The 18,836-nt window shown below is 73.4% G+C and carries 13 protein-coding genes; 6 read left to right on the forward strand and 7 right to left on the reverse strand.

Annotation, left to right across the window (positions count from 1 at the left end):
- Positions 1-29: 29 nt before the first annotated feature.
- Positions 30-269, reverse strand: coding sequence for a hypothetical protein (locus ACFCZ1_RS17395; RefSeq protein WP_376679126.1), 240 nt, complete (start codon positions 267-269; stop codon positions 30-32).
- Positions 270-808: 539 nt separating this feature from the next.
- Between ACFCZ1_RS17395 and ACFCZ1_RS17400 the strand changes: the two genes are divergently transcribed.
- Entirely contained in the window at positions 809-2,737 is a 1,929-nt protein-coding gene (locus ACFCZ1_RS17400) for an NAD-binding lipoprotein (RefSeq protein WP_376679127.1), read from the forward strand.
- Between the two features lie 68 nt (positions 2,738-2,805).
- On the opposite strand, the gene ACFCZ1_RS17405 is transcribed toward ACFCZ1_RS17400, so the two are convergent.
- The 6 genes from ACFCZ1_RS17405 to ACFCZ1_RS17430 form a co-directional block, all read right to left on the reverse strand.
- Positions 2,806-4,755: a flavin monoamine oxidase family protein gene (locus tag ACFCZ1_RS17405; protein WP_376679128.1), complete on the reverse strand. Its 1,950-nt coding sequence runs from the start codon at positions 4,753-4,755 to the stop codon at positions 2,806-2,808.
- A 285-nt stretch (positions 4,756-5,040) separates the two neighbouring features.
- Positions 5,041-7,728: a SpoIIE family protein phosphatase gene (locus ACFCZ1_RS17410; RefSeq protein ID WP_376679129.1), complete on the reverse strand. Its 2,688-nt coding sequence runs from the start codon at positions 7,726-7,728 to the stop codon at positions 5,041-5,043.
- Between the two features lie 111 nt (positions 7,729-7,839).
- Complete coding sequence (locus tag ACFCZ1_RS17415; protein ID WP_376679130.1) at positions 7,840-9,672, reverse strand: VanW family protein; 1,833 nt, start codon at positions 9,670-9,672, stop codon at positions 7,840-7,842.
- A gap of 100 nt (positions 9,673-9,772) precedes the next feature.
- Positions 9,773-10,786 carry a TolB-like translocation protein gene (locus tag ACFCZ1_RS17420; protein ID WP_376679131.1) on the reverse strand — a complete coding sequence of 338 codons (1,014 nt, stop codon included), beginning with the start codon at positions 10,784-10,786 and terminating at the stop codon, positions 9,773-9,775.
- Positions 10,783-12,294, reverse strand: coding sequence for an MFS transporter (locus ACFCZ1_RS17425; RefSeq protein WP_376679132.1), 1,512 nt, complete (start codon positions 12,292-12,294; stop codon positions 10,783-10,785). Before ACFCZ1_RS17425 ends, ACFCZ1_RS17420 begins: the two co-directional genes overlap by 4 nt.
- A 112-nt stretch (positions 12,295-12,406) precedes the next feature.
- Positions 12,407-13,300 (reverse strand): glycosyltransferase, encoded by an 894-nt coding sequence (locus ACFCZ1_RS17430; protein WP_376679133.1) that lies wholly within the window; start codon positions 13,298-13,300, stop codon positions 12,407-12,409.
- A 310-nt stretch (positions 13,301-13,610) separates the two neighbouring features.
- Here ACFCZ1_RS17430 and ACFCZ1_RS17435 point away from each other — a divergent pair, with 310 nt between their 5' ends.
- The 5 genes from ACFCZ1_RS17435 to ACFCZ1_RS17455 all read left to right on the forward strand — a co-directional run bounded on the left by ACFCZ1_RS17435 (position 13,611) and on the right by ACFCZ1_RS17455 (position 18,828).
- Entirely contained in the window at positions 13,611-14,693 is a 1,083-nt protein-coding gene (locus ACFCZ1_RS17435; RefSeq protein WP_376679134.1) for a Gfo/Idh/MocA family protein, read from the forward strand.
- A gap of 88 nt (positions 14,694-14,781) precedes the next feature.
- Entirely contained in the window at positions 14,782-15,795 is a 1,014-nt protein-coding gene (locus ACFCZ1_RS17440; protein ID WP_376679135.1) for an NAD-dependent epimerase/dehydratase family protein, read from the forward strand.
- Complete coding sequence (locus tag ACFCZ1_RS17445; protein WP_376679136.1) at positions 15,792-16,946, forward strand: DegT/DnrJ/EryC1/StrS family aminotransferase; 1,155 nt, start codon at positions 15,792-15,794, stop codon at positions 16,944-16,946. Before ACFCZ1_RS17440 ends, ACFCZ1_RS17445 begins: the two co-directional genes overlap by 4 nt.
- A complete protein-coding gene (locus ACFCZ1_RS17450; protein ID WP_376679137.1) occupies positions 16,943-17,713 on the forward strand; it encodes a NeuD/PglB/VioB family sugar acetyltransferase in 771 nt (256 codons plus the stop codon). Before ACFCZ1_RS17445 ends, ACFCZ1_RS17450 begins: the two co-directional genes overlap by 4 nt.
- Positions 17,710-18,828 (forward strand): DegT/DnrJ/EryC1/StrS family aminotransferase, encoded by a 1,119-nt coding sequence (locus ACFCZ1_RS17455; RefSeq protein ID WP_376679138.1) that lies wholly within the window; start codon positions 17,710-17,712, stop codon positions 18,826-18,828. Before ACFCZ1_RS17450 ends, ACFCZ1_RS17455 begins: the two co-directional genes overlap by 4 nt.
- Positions 18,829-18,836 lie beyond the last annotated feature (8 nt).

The raw sequence follows: 18,836 nt of genomic DNA on the forward strand, positions 1-18,836 counted from the left end.
GGACGCTCCGGGGTTCATGGATATTCGGCTCAGAGACCGGCGCGACCGGTGCTCACCGAAACGCCGGTGATGCCCGAGACCAGGCCGGGGACGTGGGAGACGAGACCGGTTGCCGCCTGGACGGTGTCGAGGGAGCCCGCGACACCGACGATGCTGCTGACGTCGCTGGTCACGGCGCCGGCCAGGCCACCGTGGATGCTGACGACGCCGCCGGAGACGGCGTCGAGCTCGGAGTCGGCCATCTCACGGGTCTCAAGGTCGTGACGCATTATGCGCACCTTTCATTGGGGGGAAATACGCGGCCGCCATTCCTCGACTGCCGCGGTGCGCAAGATAAAAGCATGCGAACGGGCGAGCAGGCCAATCCTGTTGACGCCCCCTCATGCAGCGGATGCCCACTTCCGGCTGCCGGCGTGCAGCTTCATTCACGGAATGGCGACAACTTCTCCGCGAGATCGAGTAACAGATATGCGCGGCCCGCTATCCGCACGGGATCAAACGGGGCGAACACCCGTCATTCACCGGCCGGCCGTCCGGCTCGCGGGTGAACTGTGAAAGCGTGCGGGAGCGGTCACACACACGATGTGCAGGTTTTCCGAAGGCCCTGGGGGTGACCGGCCCGTCACACCGGGTGCGCTCCGGGGCCCCGCCGCGAGCCGGCCCTCGCGCCCTGCCCCGTGGACCGTTCATACCTCTGAGTGAGGTCGGCCGCCTTCGCGTGGGCCCGCCCCGCGCAGTTCCCTACTGTGAGTGGCGAGGTGGCCGGCAGCCGCCCGACTGGCACGTCGTCTCATGCTCGGGAGCTTTCGTGACGCAGGATCACACGACGTCCCTCCGACTGCGGCTTCGGTACCGGTTCGACCATCTGGTCGCGGGCGGGACCACCGCGCTCATCGGCTGGCTCGCCCTGGCCTGCCTCGCCGTCGTCATCCCGGCGAGCACGGTCCTCGTCTGGTCCGACCGAGCGGCCCCGAGCACCCTCTCCGGCCGGCTCACCGCGGTGTGGGTCAGCGTCGGCCAGACACTGAAGATCGGGGGTGCGGTCGGTTCCCCGCTCCACGTCCTGGCGTCCGTGTCCCTCGCGCTGGTCGCCCTGCTGTTCGTGTCGACCCTGGTCAGTCTGATCACCACGGGCATCAACCGGCGCATCATGTCGCTGCGCCTGGGCCACTCGACGGTGCTGGAGGCACGGCACACCGTCCTCCTGGGCTGGTCCGACCAGGTGTTCCCGGTGATCGGGGAGCTGGTCGCCGCCCATGCCAACCAGCGCCGGTCGGCCATCGCCGTGCTCGCCCCGAAGGACAAGGTGGAAATGGAGGACGACATCTCCGCCCGCGTCACCGACCGTGGCAGAACGCGGATCATCTGTCGCAACGGCAGCACCACCGACCCCACCGAACTGAGGCGGGTGAGTCCGCAGACCGCGAAGGCGGTTCTCGTCCTGCCTCCTGCGGGGGAGGGCGGTGACGCCCACGTCGTGAAGACCCTGCTCGCCCTCGACGCGGCCGTCCCCGGGACGGGTGACGCGGTGGTGGTCGCGGCGGTCCGTGACGGCCGCAACCACCTGACCGCCAGGCTGGCCGCCGGCCCGGCGGGACACGTCCTGTGCGTCGACGACATCGTCGCCCGGCTCCTCGTGCAGACCGCGCGCCAGCCCGGCCTCTCGCTCGTCTACCAGGAACTGCTGGACTTCGAGGGCGACGAGTTCTACACCGCGGCCGTCGCGGGACTCGCCGGACGCACCTTCGGGGAGGCGCTGCTGTCGTTCGCCACGTCCGCCGTGGTCGGCCTGTTGCGGGCCGACGGCGCCGTCGCCCTCAATCCGGACCCCGCCACGGCGATCGGCGCGGACGACCGGATCATCGTCATCTCACAGGACGACGACACGGCCGTACAGGTGGACGTGACCTCCTGTGTCGAGGAGGAGGCGATCGTCACGGCCGAGCCCGGGGTGCCCGTGGCCGAACGTCTGCTCCTGCTCGGCTGGAACCGCCGGGCCCCGCTCATCGTGGACCAGCTCGACCAGTACGTGAGCCCCGGAACCACCCTGGACGTGGTGGCGCTCGGCGATCGCGGGGCGGCGCCCGGCGCCACCGCGGCGGACCTGCGCCATCTCGAAGTGGCCTTCCACAGCGGGGACATCACCGACCCGCTCGTCCTGGCCAAGCTGGACGTACCGGCGTACGACGGCGTGATCGTGATCGGCGAGACGGACCCGGTGGCCGCGGCCGCGCCGTCCCCCACACCTCAGACGGCGACGGACACGGAGGCGCAGGCCGACGACCGGACGCTGGTCACGCTGCTGCACCTGCGGGCCATCGGGAAGGCCGCACGCCGGGAACTCGCGCTGACCACCGAGATGTCCGACGACGGCAACCGGCTCCTCGCACCCGCCCGCGAGGGAGCCGACTTCATCGTGAGCGGCCGGCTCATCAGTCTCCTGATGACCCAGATCTCGGAGAGCCGCTACCTCGCCGGCGTGTTCGAGGAGCTGTTCCGCGCGGAGGGGCACGAGTTCCACCTGAAACCGGCCGCCGACTACGTCCGGGCCGGTCGCGAGGTCTCCTTCGCCACGGTCGTCGAGTCCGCACGCCGCCGCCGCGAGTGCGCGGTCGGCTACCGGCTGCGCGGGCAGACCTCCACGGGCCCCGCCTTCGGCGTGCGGATCAACCCCGACAAGCGGCAGCGGGTCCGGTTCGCCGAGGGCGACTGGCTGATCGTGCTCGCCGAGAGCTGACGGCGCCGCCGCAGCCGCGCCGACGGCCGCCCTGACGTCGGGCGGCGGGCCGGCGCGGCCCCCGCCGTTCACGACGCCGAGTGGACCTCCAGCGCGGCCCGTACCGCGGATTCCAGGGCTCCTTCGATCCAGGCGGGCTTGATGGACGTGTGGCACCCGGCGAAGTGCAGATCGCCTTCCGCCGTGCGGACGTGGGGGAAGAGCTCGGTGTGCTGGCCGGGCAGCAGCACGGAGGCCTCACCGTAGGCGTACGGATCGCGCATCCAGGACTGGGTGCGGCCGACTCCGGTGTAGAACACCTCGATCCGCTGCCCGAACACCTCCTGGACACCGGCCAGGGCGCGCGGGTACCGCTCGTCGTCGTCCAGCGAATCCCATTTCAGGGCGTCGTCCGACCAGCTGTAGGAGGCGAGCACCACGCCACCGGCGCTGCCTTCGACGGGGTAGGACGGCTGGAACATAAAACGGTTGGGGTTGTCGGTCGCCGAGCCGCCGCCGATGACGCCCGCCGCCTCGGGCTGGTCGCGGGTGACCGGGCGGCAGGCGGCGTAGTGGGCGCGCTGGGCATCGGAGATGTGGCCCTTGGGCACCGAGGGGTGGGCGCCGAGCAGCCCCCCTGCCTCCGGGGTCTGCGCGAGCTGGTACTTCCGGTACAGGCCGGGCTTCACGGCCTCCAGCTCGCGCTTCCAGTCGGCTTCGTCGAACTCCCACCAGCGGCGGCTGAATTCGAGCAGCACCTTGGTGGCGGCGTCGTAGTGCAGTTCGGTGACCGCGCGCCGCTTGCCGTACGAGAGCGCGGGGGTGACCGGGATGTGGCGCAGTCCGGAGAAGGGGACGGTGATGATCGCGGAGTCGGCGGTGAAGGTCTCGCGCTGCACGGGGTTGGCGCCGCGGCCCTCGGACACGGTGTCGATGGTGACCTTGCCCTCGCCATGGGTGATCCGGGTGGCCCGGCGGTCGAGCCGTACCAGGTCCTTGACCCGGGCGTAGAGCGCGTCCGCCAGGGTGGCGGTGCCGCCGGGCAGTTCGAAGAAGGCGGTGTCGGGGCTGATCAGCGAAGCCCCGATGAAGCTGTGCACGAAGGCGAGGTGCAGCCGGGAGGTGAGGTTCTCGACCGTTCCGATCAGGTCGATGGTGCGCTCGTCGAGCTTCGCCACCTCCGTCAGGTACCGGTACATCGACATGTGGCCGTAGCGCTGGATGACGCGGGCCCAGCCCTCGACGAGGTCCTTGTCCTTCTTGCCCTCGATCTCCTTGCGCACGGGAGCGAAGGCGCCCCGGACGATCTGCGCGGCGGGCACGGATTCGTAGGCCTGCGGCACTCCGAAGGAGCGGTTGACCGCCTGCGGGCTGCGCGCGTAGTCGGCGCGGCGTGCGCGGATGCCGTTGACGTGGATCCACGTCCGGTACGCGGGGCGGCCGGCCGCGTCGACGTCGACCAGGTGGAAGCGCCGGCGCCGCAGGCCGAGGCCGTCCATCAGCCCGGTGACCAGCGGGTGGCTGTCGGGGATGCGCATGGCACCGGCCTCGGCGTACTGCTTCGGGTCGGCGAAGGGTGCGGCGGACTTCTCGTGGCCGCCGGCGCGGAAGGTCTTGATCCGGCCGCCGACCCGGTTCGCGTTGGCCTCGATGACGGTGACCTGGTGCCCGGCCTCGCGCAGCAGGTGCGCCGCGGTGAGCCCGGCGGGCCCGGCGCCGACGATCAGCACCTTCCTGCGGGCGCGGGACCGGGGCAGGCCGTTCTTCAGGAGGATGTCGGCGTAGCGCGGCACCAGGGGCTGGTCCTCGTCGTCCCGTACGAGGATGGCCCGGGCGACGGTGAGACAGGTGTCCCAGTCGGGGCCGGCGGCGCCGGGGGCGGACTGCGGGGTCTCGGCGGAGGCGGCGGCGACCGTCAGCGCGCCGGCTCCCGCGACCGCGGCCGCGCCGGCGATGACGGTGCGGCGGGAAGGCCTGCGGGAAGGGTCCGGTGCGGGCTCGTCCGAGGATTCAGGGGTGCCAAGGGGATCAGTGATCATGGGGCAACTCTTGCCGCCCGCCCGCGCCCGGACGGTCAAAAGGCGGTCGGCCGGGCAACAACCACCCGGACGTGGGTCGCGGACCGCCCGGTGCTGACGAACTGGGTTTCGCAGGGACGGCCGCGAGCCGCGGTGACGCCGCACGGTCGGGCGCCGCGCCCGGGCCATCGCGGACACATGGGACGTCCGCGCGGGCCGGCTCCCCCGGTCACCCCGCCGCGCCCGCCGCTGCGGCCACGCCCGCCGACGCACCCGCCGCACCCGCCGCCCCCGCCGCCCCCGCCGTCAGAGGGGGTCCACGTCCAGGAAGGCCGCGAGGCCGGGTTCCGCGCCGTCGGAGGAACCGGGCAGTGCCTGTTCCGCCCAGATGACCTTGCCCTCGGGCGTGTACCTGACGCCCCAGTGCTCGCTGAGCTGGGCCACCAGGAACAGTCCGCGCCCTCCCTCGTCCGTGGTGGCGGCGTACCGCAGGTGCGGGGCGGTGCTGGTGCCGTCCCACACTTCGCAGGTCAGGGCGTGGTCGTGCAGCATCCGCACCCGCACCGGCGCGCTGCCGTGCCGCACGGCGTTGGTGACCAGTTCGCTGAGGATCAGTTCGGTGGCGAAGACGAGTTCCGTCAGGCCCCACTCCTCGAGCTTCTCCGCCGCCGCCTTCCGTACCGCGCCGACCGCGCTCGGCTCGTACGGCACGTCCCACTGCGCGACGCGGTCCGCACCGAGGGTGCGCGTCCGCGCGATGAGCAGCGCCACGTCGTCGGCCGGCCGGACCGGCAGCATCAGGTCGAGCACGGCCTGGCAGCTTTCCTGCGGGTCCCGGTCGGGATGGCTCAGCGCGCCGCGCAGCAGCTCCAGCCCCTCCCCGATGTCCCGGGTCCGCTCCTCGACCAGCCCGTCGGTGTAGAGGACGAGCTGGCTTCCCTCGGCCAGGTGGATCTCCGCGGTTTCGAACGGCATGCCGCCCAGACCCAGCGGGGGTCCGGCCGGCAGCTCCATGATCTCCGTCGTGCCGTCGGGAGCGACCAGCAGGGGTGGCAGGTGGCCCGCGCGGGCCACGGTGCAGCCCTGCGACACCGGGTCGTAGATGGCGTACAGGCAAGTCGCTCCCAGTACGCCGCCGGTCACGCCGTCGCTGACCGCGTCGTGGTCGATGCGCTGTACGAGGTCGTCGAGACGGGCGAGGATCTCGTCGGGCGGCAGGTCGAGCGAGGAGAAGTTGTGCACCGCCGTACGGAGCCGGCCCATGGTGGCCGCGGCGTGCAGGCCGTGCCCGACGACGTCTCCGACGACCAGCGCGACCCGGCTGCCCGGCAGCGGGATCACGTCGAACCAGTCGCCGCCCACCCCGGACTGCGCGGGCAGGTAGAAGTGCGCGACGTCCACGGCGCTCTGCTCGGGCAGGGCCCGCGGCAGCAGGCTGCGCTGGAGCGTCTCGGCGAGGGCGTGTTCGCGGGTGTAGCGGCGGGCGTTGTCCATGCTGACCGCCGCGCGAGCGACGAGTTCCTCGGCCAGCGACAGCTCGTCCTCGTCGAAGGGCTCCGGCTTCTCCGACCGCCAGAAGTTGACCACGCCGAGCACGACGCCCCGGGCCCTGAGCGGGGCCGCGATGAGCGAGTGGATCCCGTAGTCGAGGATGGCCCGGGCACGCGGCGGGTCCTGGGCGACCCAGCCCGGCGCGTCGGACAGGTCGGGGACCAGTTCCGCCTCTCCGGTGCCGTAACCGCGTGCCTGTGGGGTGGACGGCAGGAAGTCGATCAGCCGGCCGAGGGGGTAGAGCGGGTGGTCGGGGCGGATGCCGCTGACCGCCGTGCGCCGCATGTCGGCGCCCGGGCCGGGCTCGTCGCCGCCGAGCACCGGGTCGGCCAGGTCGACCGTGCAGAAGTCGGCGAAGCGGGGGACGGCGACGGAGGCGAGTTCCTCGGCCGTCCGCACCACGTCGAGGCTGGTGCCGATGTCGCCTCCGGCGTCGTACAGCAGCTTGAGGCGTCTGCGGGCCGTCTCGGCCCGGCTGGTGAGGACCTGCATCTCGGTGGAGTCTCGGATGGTGACCGCGCAGCCCTCCGGCCGGCCGCCGGGGTGGGTGGACCGCTGGTTGACCACGAGCAGCCGGTCTCCGCTCTCCAGCACCTCGTCGGTGGTCTCCCTGCCGGACAGCAGCAGGTCGGCCATCGGGCGGTCCAGGCCCGGTACGTCCCCGATGCGGCGTCCCTCGGCGTCCTCCGGCAGTCCGAGCAGCCGTTTGGCCTCGTCGTTGGCCAGCAGCAACCGCCCTTCGCCGTCGGTGATCAGCACCCCCTCGCGGACGGCGTGGAGCACCGCGTCGTGGTGCTCGTACATGCGGGTCATCTCCTGCGTGCCCAGCCCGTGGGTCTGGCGGCGCAGCCGTCGGCTGATCAGCGCCGTACCGGCGGTGGCCAGGGCCAGGCCGGTCGCGATGGCCAGGAGGATGACGGGGAGCTGGCGGTCGACGACACCGGTCACGCTCTTCACCGTCAGGCCCGCCGAGACCAGCCCGACGACCCGGCCGTCCGGCGCGGTGACCGGCACGACGGCCTGGATCTCCTTGCCGAGCGGGCCGTCCACGCTCTCGGTGTAGGTCTGTCCGGCGAGCGAGGGCTCGATGGTGCCGACGAACCGCTGTCCGATGCGTTCGGGCTGGGGATGGCTGTACCGGATGCCCTTGGTGTCCATCACCACGATGAAGTCCACTCCGGCGGCCTTGCGCGTCTTCTCGGCGAGGGGCTGCAGCACGGCGGACGGGTCCGCCGACTTCAGCGTGTCCTGCAGACCGAGGGAGTGGGCGAAGGTCTGGGCGACGGAGACCGACCGGTTGCGTGCCTCCCGGTCGATGTCGTGCCGCGACTGGAGTACGAGGGCCAGGAGGGCGCTGGCGGCGAGCAACACCACGATCGCCACCTGGAGGACGAAGACCTGTCCGGCGACGCTCCTGAACTTGCTGCCTAGGAGTGACCGCACCGACGTGCCCGGCACGGGTGGCGAGGAATGGTCACGAACCCATTTGTAGCACTTCCGGGCGCCCAAAGCTCCCGATCGGCACACTTCGCACCCGGACGGTCACCCGTCGGCTCACGCCGTCAGGTCCGTGCGGCCGGTCTGCGGGGTCCCGGCGGCCTTCGCCGTCTGCGGAGTCTTCGCGGTCGCCGCGGGCTCGGGGGTCTGCCCGGGCGTCGGGGCGTCCGTGGCCTCCGGGGTGCAGATGACCTCGTCGCGCGGCGTGTAGTGGGTCTTGAACTCCTCGCGCTTGACCTCGCGGCCGCCCTGGACGAAGACGCGGCCGACGGACACGTCGAAGCCCTCGAGCGGGGTCTGGACCTCGCACGTCGGTCCGCTGCCCGTCCGCTTGGCGGGCGGCGTGATGTTGGTGCGCGGCCCCTTGGTCGCCTTGACCTCGTCGTACTTCTTCGTACCGAGGAGGGTGATGGTCAGCGACGTGTCGTTGGACTCGGCCTGGATGTAGAGGGGGTGCCCGGAGTCGTTGATCCAGCGCAGGTCGAGGGTGCCCCACGCGACGGTGGCCTCACGGCCTTCGGGGTAGCGCTCGATGTAGAAGGAGTGGGCTCCGTGCTCGACGGGCTTCAGACCGGCGAAGAACATGGCGTTGTACATGGTGGTCGCGACGGCCGAGACGCCTCCGCCGGGCGATTTCACGTACTGGCCGTCGTTGATCATGATGCCGTCGACGAAGCCGTTCTCCGGGGTGCGCTCGCCGACCGTCCGGTTGAAGCTCCACTCCTCCCCCGGGAGGACCACGGAGCCGTTGATGAGCTCCACGGCGCGGCCGATGTTGGTGGTGCGGTACGGGGCGGCCGGGAAGGCGACCGTGAAGGAGGAGACCTTCTCCTTGATCCCGAGGCGCCGCGCCTCGGCGCTCGTGAGGTCCGGCTGGACCGCCACGGTGGCGACCTCGCCGCTGCGGGCCGCGCCCGAGCGGGTCAGCAGCGGCAGCACCGCCCGGCCGAGCGCCGCCTCCGTGACCTTCCGTCCCGCGCGGCCGTTGTCCCCGAGGACCACGCGGCCGTCCGCGGCGAGGCCGAGCGCGGCGTCGCGCGGCGCCTGGGTGGCCTCCTCGACCGGGCGGGCCACCGCGGGCTCCGCGAGCAGGCCCTTGGAGTCGAGGGACGGCACGAGGCGGCCCTGGTCGTCGGACTTCATCGCCAGGTGCTTGCCGAGGACGGCGGGGCTGATGGATATGCGCCGGTCGGCCACGGTGAGCGTGACGGGCGCCGACATCGCCGGCTCCGCGAACTGCCGCAGCGCCCGTCCGGTCTCCTCGGCTCCCACGCGCGGCTGGGTGCGCTCGACCGGCATCACGACGGGGCCGGTGCCCGCGGCCAGGTACGCGTCGCGGAGGGTGTCGACGGCGCGGTCCCCGACCAGGGCGACGCCCGGCAGCGGGGCGACGGCCTTCGCCGCGCCCTTCTCGAACGCGATCGCTCCGTCGCGGACCTGCTGTCCGGCGTCACGGCCGATCCGGTCGACCGCGGCGCGGCCGGTCCGCTCGTCCACGCGGATCACCGGCTCCACGTCCCGGCTGCCGGAGGCGAACAGACCACCGATGACGGTGACCGGGCCGTAGCCCTTGCGTACGGCGCGGTCGACGGTCGCGGCGGTGTCGAGGGACAGCCCGAGCGCTGCGGGATCGGCCTTCTCGACGCGGTCGCCGATCTGCATCGCGACCGGCGCCGCGGCGGTGGGCCCGAGCTCCCGGTCCAGCGCCTGACGGGCCTGCGCCCGGCTCATCCCGCCGATGTCGACCCCGCGGACCCGGGTGCCGGCCTCGATGTCGCCGCCGGTCACGAGCCCGGTGACGTAGAGGCCGCCCAGCCCGAGCACGACGGCTCCGCCTGCCACCGGCAGAGCGATCCGCCAGTCACTCGTCCAGTTGCCTGCGCGTCCCATGTCTCTCCCGGCCGGTATACGACGATTCCGGGAAATAATGATTCATGGAAAACGGGTCATTCGGGGGTGGATGTAACTCTTGTCACGAAACGGACCAAGATCAGCCGAGACGGGTCGGGGACGACGCGCCCGCAGCCAGCAGGCGGGGCGTGCCGGTGCCGTCGGCGGGCACGGTCCACAGGTCCGTGCTGTCGGGGGCGCCTTCGGCCGGGAGGCCGTAGGCGAGGGTCCGGTCGTCCAGCCAGACCGCCTGGTCGTCCACGCTGTGCTTCTCCGCCAGCGGGTGCTCGCGGAGCGTGGCCAGGTCCAGGACGTGTTCGCGCCACAGCGACGCGCCGCGCTGCACGCGCTTCTTGTACGCGACGCGGGTCTCGTCCGGGGACAGGGAGGGGCACTCGACGTTCTGCGCGAGGGTGGTGACCGTACGCCGGGAGATCGAGCCCTTGACCAGGTGGGTCTGGCCCGCGGTGCCCAGGGTGGCGTAGAAGGTGTCGTCGTCCCTGGAGAAGGTGACGCCCCAGAAGTTCACGTCCCCGGAGCGGTACTCCCGGCCGTCCATGGAGATGGTGAACTTCTCCAGGTCGGGTTCGAGGGCCCCGCTGCGGGTGTCCACGATCGCCGTCCGGGTGGAGAAGAACGCGGCTCCGTACGACTCGCCGGCGACGAAGACGGTCCAGGCGGCGAACCGGCCGCTGGGCGAGACCCGGGCCCGGCTGGGTGTGCCCGCGAGGGGGAAGCTGCGCAGCGTGCGCAGGTCGGCGTCGACGATCAGGGCCCGGTTGTCCTGGGCGAGGGCGCCCGGCGTGGAGCGCAGGCACACCCCGGTGCCCGCGGCGGCGTGGAAGCGCTGGCAGGTGAGGTCGGAGACGGTGCGCGCGGCCTGCGGGGTCCCGGCCGGGACCGAGGCGAGGGCGCCGCGGTGCGGGCCCGGGGTGCTGTTGAGGAAGGTCAGCCGGTCCTGCGGGCCGAGGGTGACGCTGCCCGCGGCGACGGCCGGGCCGCCCGCCTGCGGCCCCTCGCCGCGGGCGACGGCGCGCAGCACGACTGCGGCGGCGAGGCCCCCGAGGAGCAGCACGGCCGCGGTGAGTACGAGCAGGCGGCGCGACGGCGTCATCGGGTTCCTCGGGGGCGTGGGAGCGGGTCGGTCGGATCGGTCGGATCGGTCAGGTCCGCGGGATCGGTGAGGCCGGCGGGATCGGTCAGGCCACTCGCGTCCGGGGTCGCGCCAGCCGGGGCGGCCGCGCCAGCCGGGGTGGCACCGTCCGGGGTCGCGCCAGCCGGGGCGGCACCGTCCGGGGTCGCGCCAGCCGGGGCGGCACCGTCCGGGGCCGTCGGGCGCAGTACGAAGCCGGCGACGGCCGCGCAGCAGAGCAGGCCCGCCGCGGCGAGGGAGAGCGCCGGGCCGGCGCCCCAGAGCGTCCACGCGCCGCCGAAGGCCAGTGAGCACCCGAAGCGGGCCAGCGCCTGGCCGGTACCGACCAGGGCGAGGCCGGTGGCCCGCAGCTGCCGGGGCACGGTGGCGGCGACGGCCGCGGGCAGCACCCCGTCGGTGGCGGCGTAGAACATGCCGTGCAGCGCGAGGACGAGCCAGGGCAGGGCCGCCCGGTCGGGGGCCCAGAGCAGCAGTCCGTACCCGGCCAGCAGGAGGGCGTGCCCGGTGAGGAACACCGTGCGCCGTCCGATCCGGTCGGCGAGGGCGCCCGCCGGGACGGCCAGCAGCAGGAAGACGGCGGCGGTGCCCAGCGGCAGCAGCGGGAACCACCGCTCGCCGATGCCGGCGCGGTCCTGGAGCAGCAGGTAGACGAAGGCGTCGCTGACGGTGGTGAGGCCCAGCAGGACGGCGCAGACCGCCAGGGCGCGCAGCCGGGGCAGGCGCAGCAGGGCCAGTGCCTCGCGCGGGCCGGCGGGGGCCGGTTCCGGGCCGGCGCCGCCCTTCGGCCGAGGCCGGGGCCGGGGTAGAGACCGGGGCGCATCACCGCCGCCGGACGGTACGAACAGCACGAGCACCACGACCCCGAGGACGGCGACGCACGCGCTGACGCCGAAGACCGCGTCGTAGCCGTCGACCGCCACGCTCAGGATGAGGAAGGCGGCGAGCGGGCCGAGCAGCGCGCCGGTGGTGTCCATGGCCCGGTGCACTCCGAAGGCGCGCCCCTGTAACCCGGCCGGGGTGGACAGGGAGATCAGCGCGTCGCGCGGCGCGGTGCGCAGTCCCTTGCCGGTGCGTTCCAGGGCGAGGACCACGCCCACCGGGCCCAGGCTGTGGGCGAGCAGCAGCAGCGGCTTGCACAGGGCGGACAGGCCGTAGCCGATGCCGGCGATCAGCTTGTGGTTGCGGACCCGGTCGGCGAGGTGCCCGCCGGTCAGCTGCACCAGGGCGCTGACCCCGTTGTAGACGCCGTCGAGCGCGCCGAAGCCGAGGGGGCTCAGGCCCAGGCCCGCGACCAGGTACAGGGGCAGCACGGCGGTGACCATCTCCGAGGAGATGTCGGTGATCAGGCTGACCGCGCCCAGCGCGAGGACGGCGGAGGCGACCGCGGGGGTCCGTCCGGACGTGGGGACGCCGTCGGGGTCGGGCGCGGTCTTCGGCCCGGCGGGGGCGGAGCGGTCCGCGAGGTACATGCTCAGGCGCTCCCGGTGGCGACGGCTCGGACACTCGAACGTGCGAGTGGAAACATAGTGGTTGTACGGGCCACCGGTGGTGGGTTCGCGGCGATCCGGCCGCGTGACCGGCTCAGTTCCGCCTGCTGCTCTCGTCCCGCAGCCAAGTGGAGAAGTCCTGCTTCCGGATGGCCTCGCGGGAGCCCCTGCGGGCGGCGAGTGCCGCCACGACGAAGACCACCACCCCGGGGAGCAGACCCGGCTGGGCGCGCAGCAGGGCGCGCAGATCGGCCGTTCCGGTGCGGGCGGACTGCGCCTGCGCCTGCGCCTGCGGGGCGTCCGGCGCGGCCGGGGCGCCGGCCCGCCGTGAGGCCTGGAAGTGCTCGTACTCGGCGGAGGAGGTCGCCGCGCGGATCCGCCGCCTGACGAGGTCGGACCAGGTGCGCGGCGGATGGACGACGACGCGGGCGGCCTCGACCACGCGGCGCTCCCCCGGCCCGAAGGCGAGCGACGCGGCCAGGTCGTCGGCCATCAGCGGGGGCAGCGCTGCGAGCCGCGCGTGCCCCGGCTCGGACACGGCGATGACCCCCCGGCCGAACAGGCCCTCGCGGACGGCCGGCAGCCGCTGCCACACCCGGTAGTAGGCACGCACCGGCCACGCGCAGCCCGCCAGCGGGATGTCCCGGCCGGGAGCGGCCGCGAGCAGGTCCTGACTCCCGGCGAGCGCGTCGGCCAGGGCCCGTACGTCGGCGGCCCCGACGACGACGTCGGCGTCCACGTAGAGGCGGGGGAAGCCCCGCGCGTGCTCGTCGCCGACCCGGAGCGCCGTGTGCTTGGAGGGGGCCGGGATCTCGACCACCCGTACCCGGGGGCCTCGGGCGGCCGCCACCTCGGCGGTGTCGTCCGTACAGCCGTTGCACACGACGACGATGTCGGGGCCGGACGCGGAGGTGTCGGCCAGGAGCGCGTCGAGGAGCCGGCCGATGACCCGGCCCTCGTTGTGGGCCGGTATCACGATGCTGGTCACCCGGGCAGTATGCACGCTCGAACACCCGCGCCGGGCGATTCCGTCAACTCTCCACGGGGGTACGCCCGGTGGTCTAGATTGACCGTCGTTACGGGTTCGGCTGCTTGGGGGAACACGCGGCCGGCCGGGGGGCGGAAGTACGCGCATTACGCAGAGCATCGGTTGTGGGGGGCCATCACCGTTGGGCGGGTCACGCAGGGACGCGGGGGCGTCCGGCCCGCCGCCGACGGCGTTCCCTCCATCACACGTGCCCCGCCCATGAGTTGTCGACGCGCCAGCCGGCGTGTCTCGCGGAGCGAAGGGGAACGCTGTGAAGGACACTGCGAAGGACGCCGCCGGCCGGGGGGCCACCGAGGCATTAGGCGTCGCCGTGGTCGGCGCGGGCTACTGGGGCCCCAATCTCGTCCGCAACTTCCAGTCCACACCGGAGTTCCGGCTCCGCTGGCTCTGCGACCTGAACGAGGACCGGGCCCGGCAGGTGCTCGGCGACTACTCGACGGTCCGGGCGACCTCCGACTACGCCGAGGTCCTCGCCGACCCGGACGTCGACGCGGTCGCCGTGGCCACCCCCGCCGGAACGCATCTGGACGTGGCGCTGGCCGCCCTGCGCGCCGGAAAGCACGTCCTCGTGGAGAAGCCCCTCGCCGCCACGTACGAGGACGGGCTGCGGCTGGTGGCCGAGGCCGAGGAGCGCGGTCTCACGCTGATGTGCGACCACACGTACTGCTACACCCCGGCCGTGGGCCGCATCCGGGAGATGGTCCGCTCCGGCGAGCTCGGCGACATCCAGTTCTTCGACTCGGTCCGGATCAACCTCGGGCTCGTCCAGAAGGACATCGACGTCCTGTGGGACCTGGCCCCGCACGACCTGTCGGTCCTCGACTTCATCCTCCCGGACAACGTCCGGCCGGTCGCGGTGGCCGCGCACGGCGCCGACCCGATCGGAGCCGGGCAGTCCTGCGTCGCCTACCTGACGCTCCAGCTCAACACCGGCGCCATCGCGCACGTGCACGTCAACTGGCTGTCCCCGACGAAGGTGCGGACCACCATGGTCGGCGGGTCCAAGCGCACCCTGGTGTGGGACGACCTCAACCCGACCCAGCGCGTGGCGGTGTTCGACCGCGGGGTGGACCTGACCGCCCCTCAGGAGATCGGCGCCGACGAGCGCCGCGACATGCTCGTCTCCTACCGGACCGGCGACATGGTGGCGCCCGCGCTCGGCGAGAAGGAGGCCCTGCGCAGCATGGTCGAGGAGTTCGCCGCCGCGATCAGGACGGGACGGCCGGCGCTGACCGACGGCCGGGCCGGACTGCAGGTGCTGGACATCCTCGAAGCGGCCTCCCGGAGCCTGGAGTTCCGCGGGGCGGTCGTCGGACTGCGCACCGGGCGCTGACCGTTCACGGGCCGGGCGCGGCCCGCAGGCAAGGCGATCGCAGGCCGGTCGCACGCAAGACCATGACCGACTCAGTGGGGGCAGGGCGTTGAGCAGCGTACGCGGCAAGAAGATTCTGGTCACCGGCGGGGCGGGCACCATCGGCTCGCACGTGGTGGATCTCCTGGTGGACAACGGGGCACGCGAGATCGTGGTGCTCGACAACTTCGTGCGGGGGCGGGCGGCCAACCTGGCCCGCGCCCTGCCGAGCGGCGTGGTGGAGGTCGTCGAGGGCGACATCCGCGACGTGGCCGCGGTGCGCAAGGCGACGGAGGGCGCCGACCTGGTGTTCCACCTCGCCGCCATCCGCATCACCCAGTGCGCGGAGGAGCCCCGGCTGGCGAACGAGGTGCTGGTGGACGGCACGTTCAACGTGCTGGAGTCGGCGGCCGCCGCGGGGGTCGGCAAGGTGATCGCCTCGTCCTCGGCGTCGGTCTACGGGCTCGCCGAGACGTTCCCGACCACCGAGCGCCACCACCCGTACAACAACGACACCTTCTACGGCGCGGCGAAGGCCTTCAACGAGGGCGTGCTGCGCAGCTTCCACGCCATGTACGGGCTGGACTACGTCGCGCTGCGCTACTTCAACGTGTACGGGCCCCGGATGGACATCCACGGCCTGTACACCGAGGTGCTGATCCGCTGGATGGAGCGGATCTCCGCGGGTGAGCCGCCGCTGATCCTCGGTGACGGCACCCAGACCATGGACTTCGTCGACGTCAGGGACATCGCGAGGGCCAACCTGCTGGCGGCCGAATCGGATCTGACCGACGAGGTGTTCAACATCGCCAGCTCGACCGAGACCAGCCTGCTCGACCTCGCGCTCGGGCTGCTGGAGGCGATGGGCGCGGACGGCCTGGTGCCGGTGCACGGCCCGGCCCGCGCCGTGAACGGGGTGACCCGCAGGCTCGCCGACACCTCGCTGGCCACGAGCCGGCTCGGCTTCACCGCGGAGATCGACATGCGCAGGGGGCTGCGCGACCTGGTGGACTGGTGGCGGGCCGAGCGCGCCGCCGACGCCTGCTCCGCCGCGGCCGACGCCTCGGGGAAGGCCGGCCGATGAGCGCCGCGGACGCCGCTGCGGCCCGCGTCCCCGTCATGGTGCCGTGGCTGGGCGAGGAGGAGGCGAAGGCCGCCGCCGACGCGGTGCTCTCCGGCTGGGTCGCCCAGGGCCCGCGGGTCGCCGAGTTCGAGCGGGCCTTCGCGGAGCGGGTGGGCGCCGGGCACGGCATCGCGGTGAGTTCGTGCACCACCGCCCTGCACCTGGCCCTCGTCGCGCTGGACCTGGGTCCGGGCGACGAGGTGGTCGTTCCCTCCCTGTCGTTCATCGCCACGGCCAACGCGGTGCGCTACGTGGGCGCGCGGCCGGTGTTCGCGGACGTCGAGGAGGCCACCGGCAATCTGACCCCGGCCACCGTGGACGCGGTCCGCACGCCCCGGACGAAGGCGGTGCTCGCCGTCCACCAGGCCGGGGTGCCCGCGGACGTGCACGCGCTGCGCGCGGCGTGCGCGGAATGGGACGTCGCCCTGGTGGAGGACGCCGCCTGCGGCATCGGCGCGACGGTGGGCGGCAAGTCCGTCGGCCACGGCGCGCTGCTCGCCGCCTGGTCGTTCCACCCCCGCAAGGTGATCACCACGGGTGAGGGCGGCATGCTGACCACGGACGACGCGCAGTGGGCGGAGCGGCTGCGGCGGTTGCGCGAGCACGGCATGAACGTGTCCGCCGCGCAGCGGCACGCGAGCACCCAGCCGATCGTCGAGAGCTATCTGGAGGTCGGCTACAACTACCGGATGACCGACATCCAGGCCGCGGTCGGCCTGGTGCAGCTGGGCAAGCTGGACGCGATCGTGGCCCGGCGGCGGGCGCTGGCCGCCCGGTACGCCGAGCTGCTGCGCCCCGTACCGGGCCTCACCCCGGTCACGGACCCCGGCCACGGTGAGGGGAACTTCCAGTCGTACTGGGTGCTGCTGGCCGAGGACTTCCCGGTCGGCCGCGACGAGCTGCTCGCCGTGCTCGCCGCGGCCGGGATCTCGGCCCGGCGCGGGATCATGGCCTCGCACCTGGAGCCTGCGTACGCGGGGCACGGCGCGGCGCCGCTGCCGGTGACCGAGCGGATCAGCCGCGACTCGCTGATCCTGCCGCTGTTCCACACCATGACGGACGCCCAGCAGGACCGGGTGGTGGCGGTGCTCCGCGAACGGGCGGGCGGATGAGCGGGCCGGGGCCCCGGGCCGACGATCTGCTGATCGTCGGCGCGGGCGGGTTCGCGCGGGAGACCGCCCAGGCGGTCCGGGACGCGTGCGCCGCGGACGCGGCAGAGGGCCGCGTCCCGCGGTGGCGGCTCGCCGGGCACCTCGACGACGATCCGGCGCTGCACGGCCGGGAGGTCGACGGTGTGCCGGTGCTGGGCGGCTGCGACCGGGTGCACGAACTGCCGGCCGCCCGGGTGGTGGTCTGCGTGGGCAGTCCGCGCGACTACGCGGTACGGGCCCGCCTGGTGCGGCGGCTGGGGCTGCCCACGAGCCGGTACGCGACGGTGGTCCACCCCACGGCCGTGGTGTCGGGGTCCTCGGTCCTCGGCGCGGGCTCGGTGGTGCTCGCGCACTGCGTGCTGACCGCCGCCGTCCGGGTCGGGTCCCACGTGGCGGTGATGCCGCAGGTGGTCCTCACCCACGACGACCGGGTCGGGGACTTCGCCACGCTCGCCTCGGGGGTCCGCCTCGGCGGCGGGGTGCGGCTGGGGCGGGGGGCGTACGTGGGCGCGGGCTCACTGGTCCGCGAGTACACAGAGGTCGGCGCCTGGTCGCTGACCGGTATGGGAAGCACGGTCCTGGCCGATGTGCCGCCCGGCGAGGTCTGGGCCGGCAGCCCGGCCCGCCGGCTGCGCGGGGCGGACGGCCCGGCGCTCGACGAACTGCGGGCGGACGGCAACGACACCGGCCGGTGGCCGGAGACACGGATGGGGAGCACCGTCGGATGAACCAGATACCGCTCGTCGACCTGAAGGCGGCGCACGCCGAGGTCGCCGGGGAATTACGTGCAGGATTCGACCGCGTGCTGGCCGACACGGCCTTCATCGGCGGTGAGGAGGTCCGCGCGTTCGAGCGCGAGTACGCCGAATTCGCCGGGGTCGGGCACTGCGTGGGCGTGGCCAACGGCACCGACGCGCTCGAACTGGCCCTGCGTGCGAGCGGGGTCGGGGTCGGCGACGAGGTGGTGCTGCCCGCCAACACCTTCATCGCCACCGCGGGCGCGACCGCCCGGATCGGGGCCCGGCCGGTCCTGGTCGACTGCCTCCCCGACAGTCTCCTGATGGATCCGCAGGCCGCGCTGGACGCCGTCGGGAAGGCCACGCGCGCCGTGGTCCCGGTCCACCTGTACGGGCAGTGCGCCGCCGCCGCGGAGCTGGTGGCTCAGCTGCCGGGCCACGTGAAGGTCGTCGAGGACGCCGCGCAGAGCCAGGGCGCGACCCGGGACGGCCGCTCCCCCGGCAGCGGCGGGATCGCCGCGACCAGTTTCTACCCGGGCAAGAACCTGGGCGCGTACGGCGACGCGGGCGCGGTGGTGACCGACGACGAGGAGACGGCCGCCCTGGTGCGGGCGCTGGCCAACCACGGCGGCACCGCCAAGCACCGCCACGACGTCGCCGGGTTCAACAGTCGGCTGGACGGCCTGCAGGCCGTGGTCCTGCGGGCGAAGCTGGCCCGGCTGGCCGACGGGAACGCCGCCCGGCGGGCCGCCGCGGCCCGCTACGACGGGCTGCTGGGCGACCTGGCGGCCGCCGGACGCGTCACCCTGCCGGTGACCGCGGAGGGCAACGTCCACGTGTGGCACCTGTACGTCGTCCGGCTCGCCGCCGGGGCGGACCGCGACGCCGTCGTCGGCAAGCTGGGCGCGGAGGGCATCGGCGCGGGCGTGCACTATCCCGTCCCGGTCCACCTCACCCCGGCCTTCGCCCACCTCGGTCACGTCCGCGGCGACTTCCCGCACGCCGAACTCGCCGCGGACCGGATGCTCTCCCTCCCGCTCTTCCCGCAGATCACCGCTGCTCAGCAGCAGCGGGTCGTGGACGCGCTCACCGACGCCCTGCGCTGACGCAAAAA

This window comes from Streptomyces sp. NPDC056224, assembly GCF_042267665.1.
GTDB lineage: Bacteria > Actinomycetota > Actinomycetes > Streptomycetales > Streptomycetaceae > Streptomyces.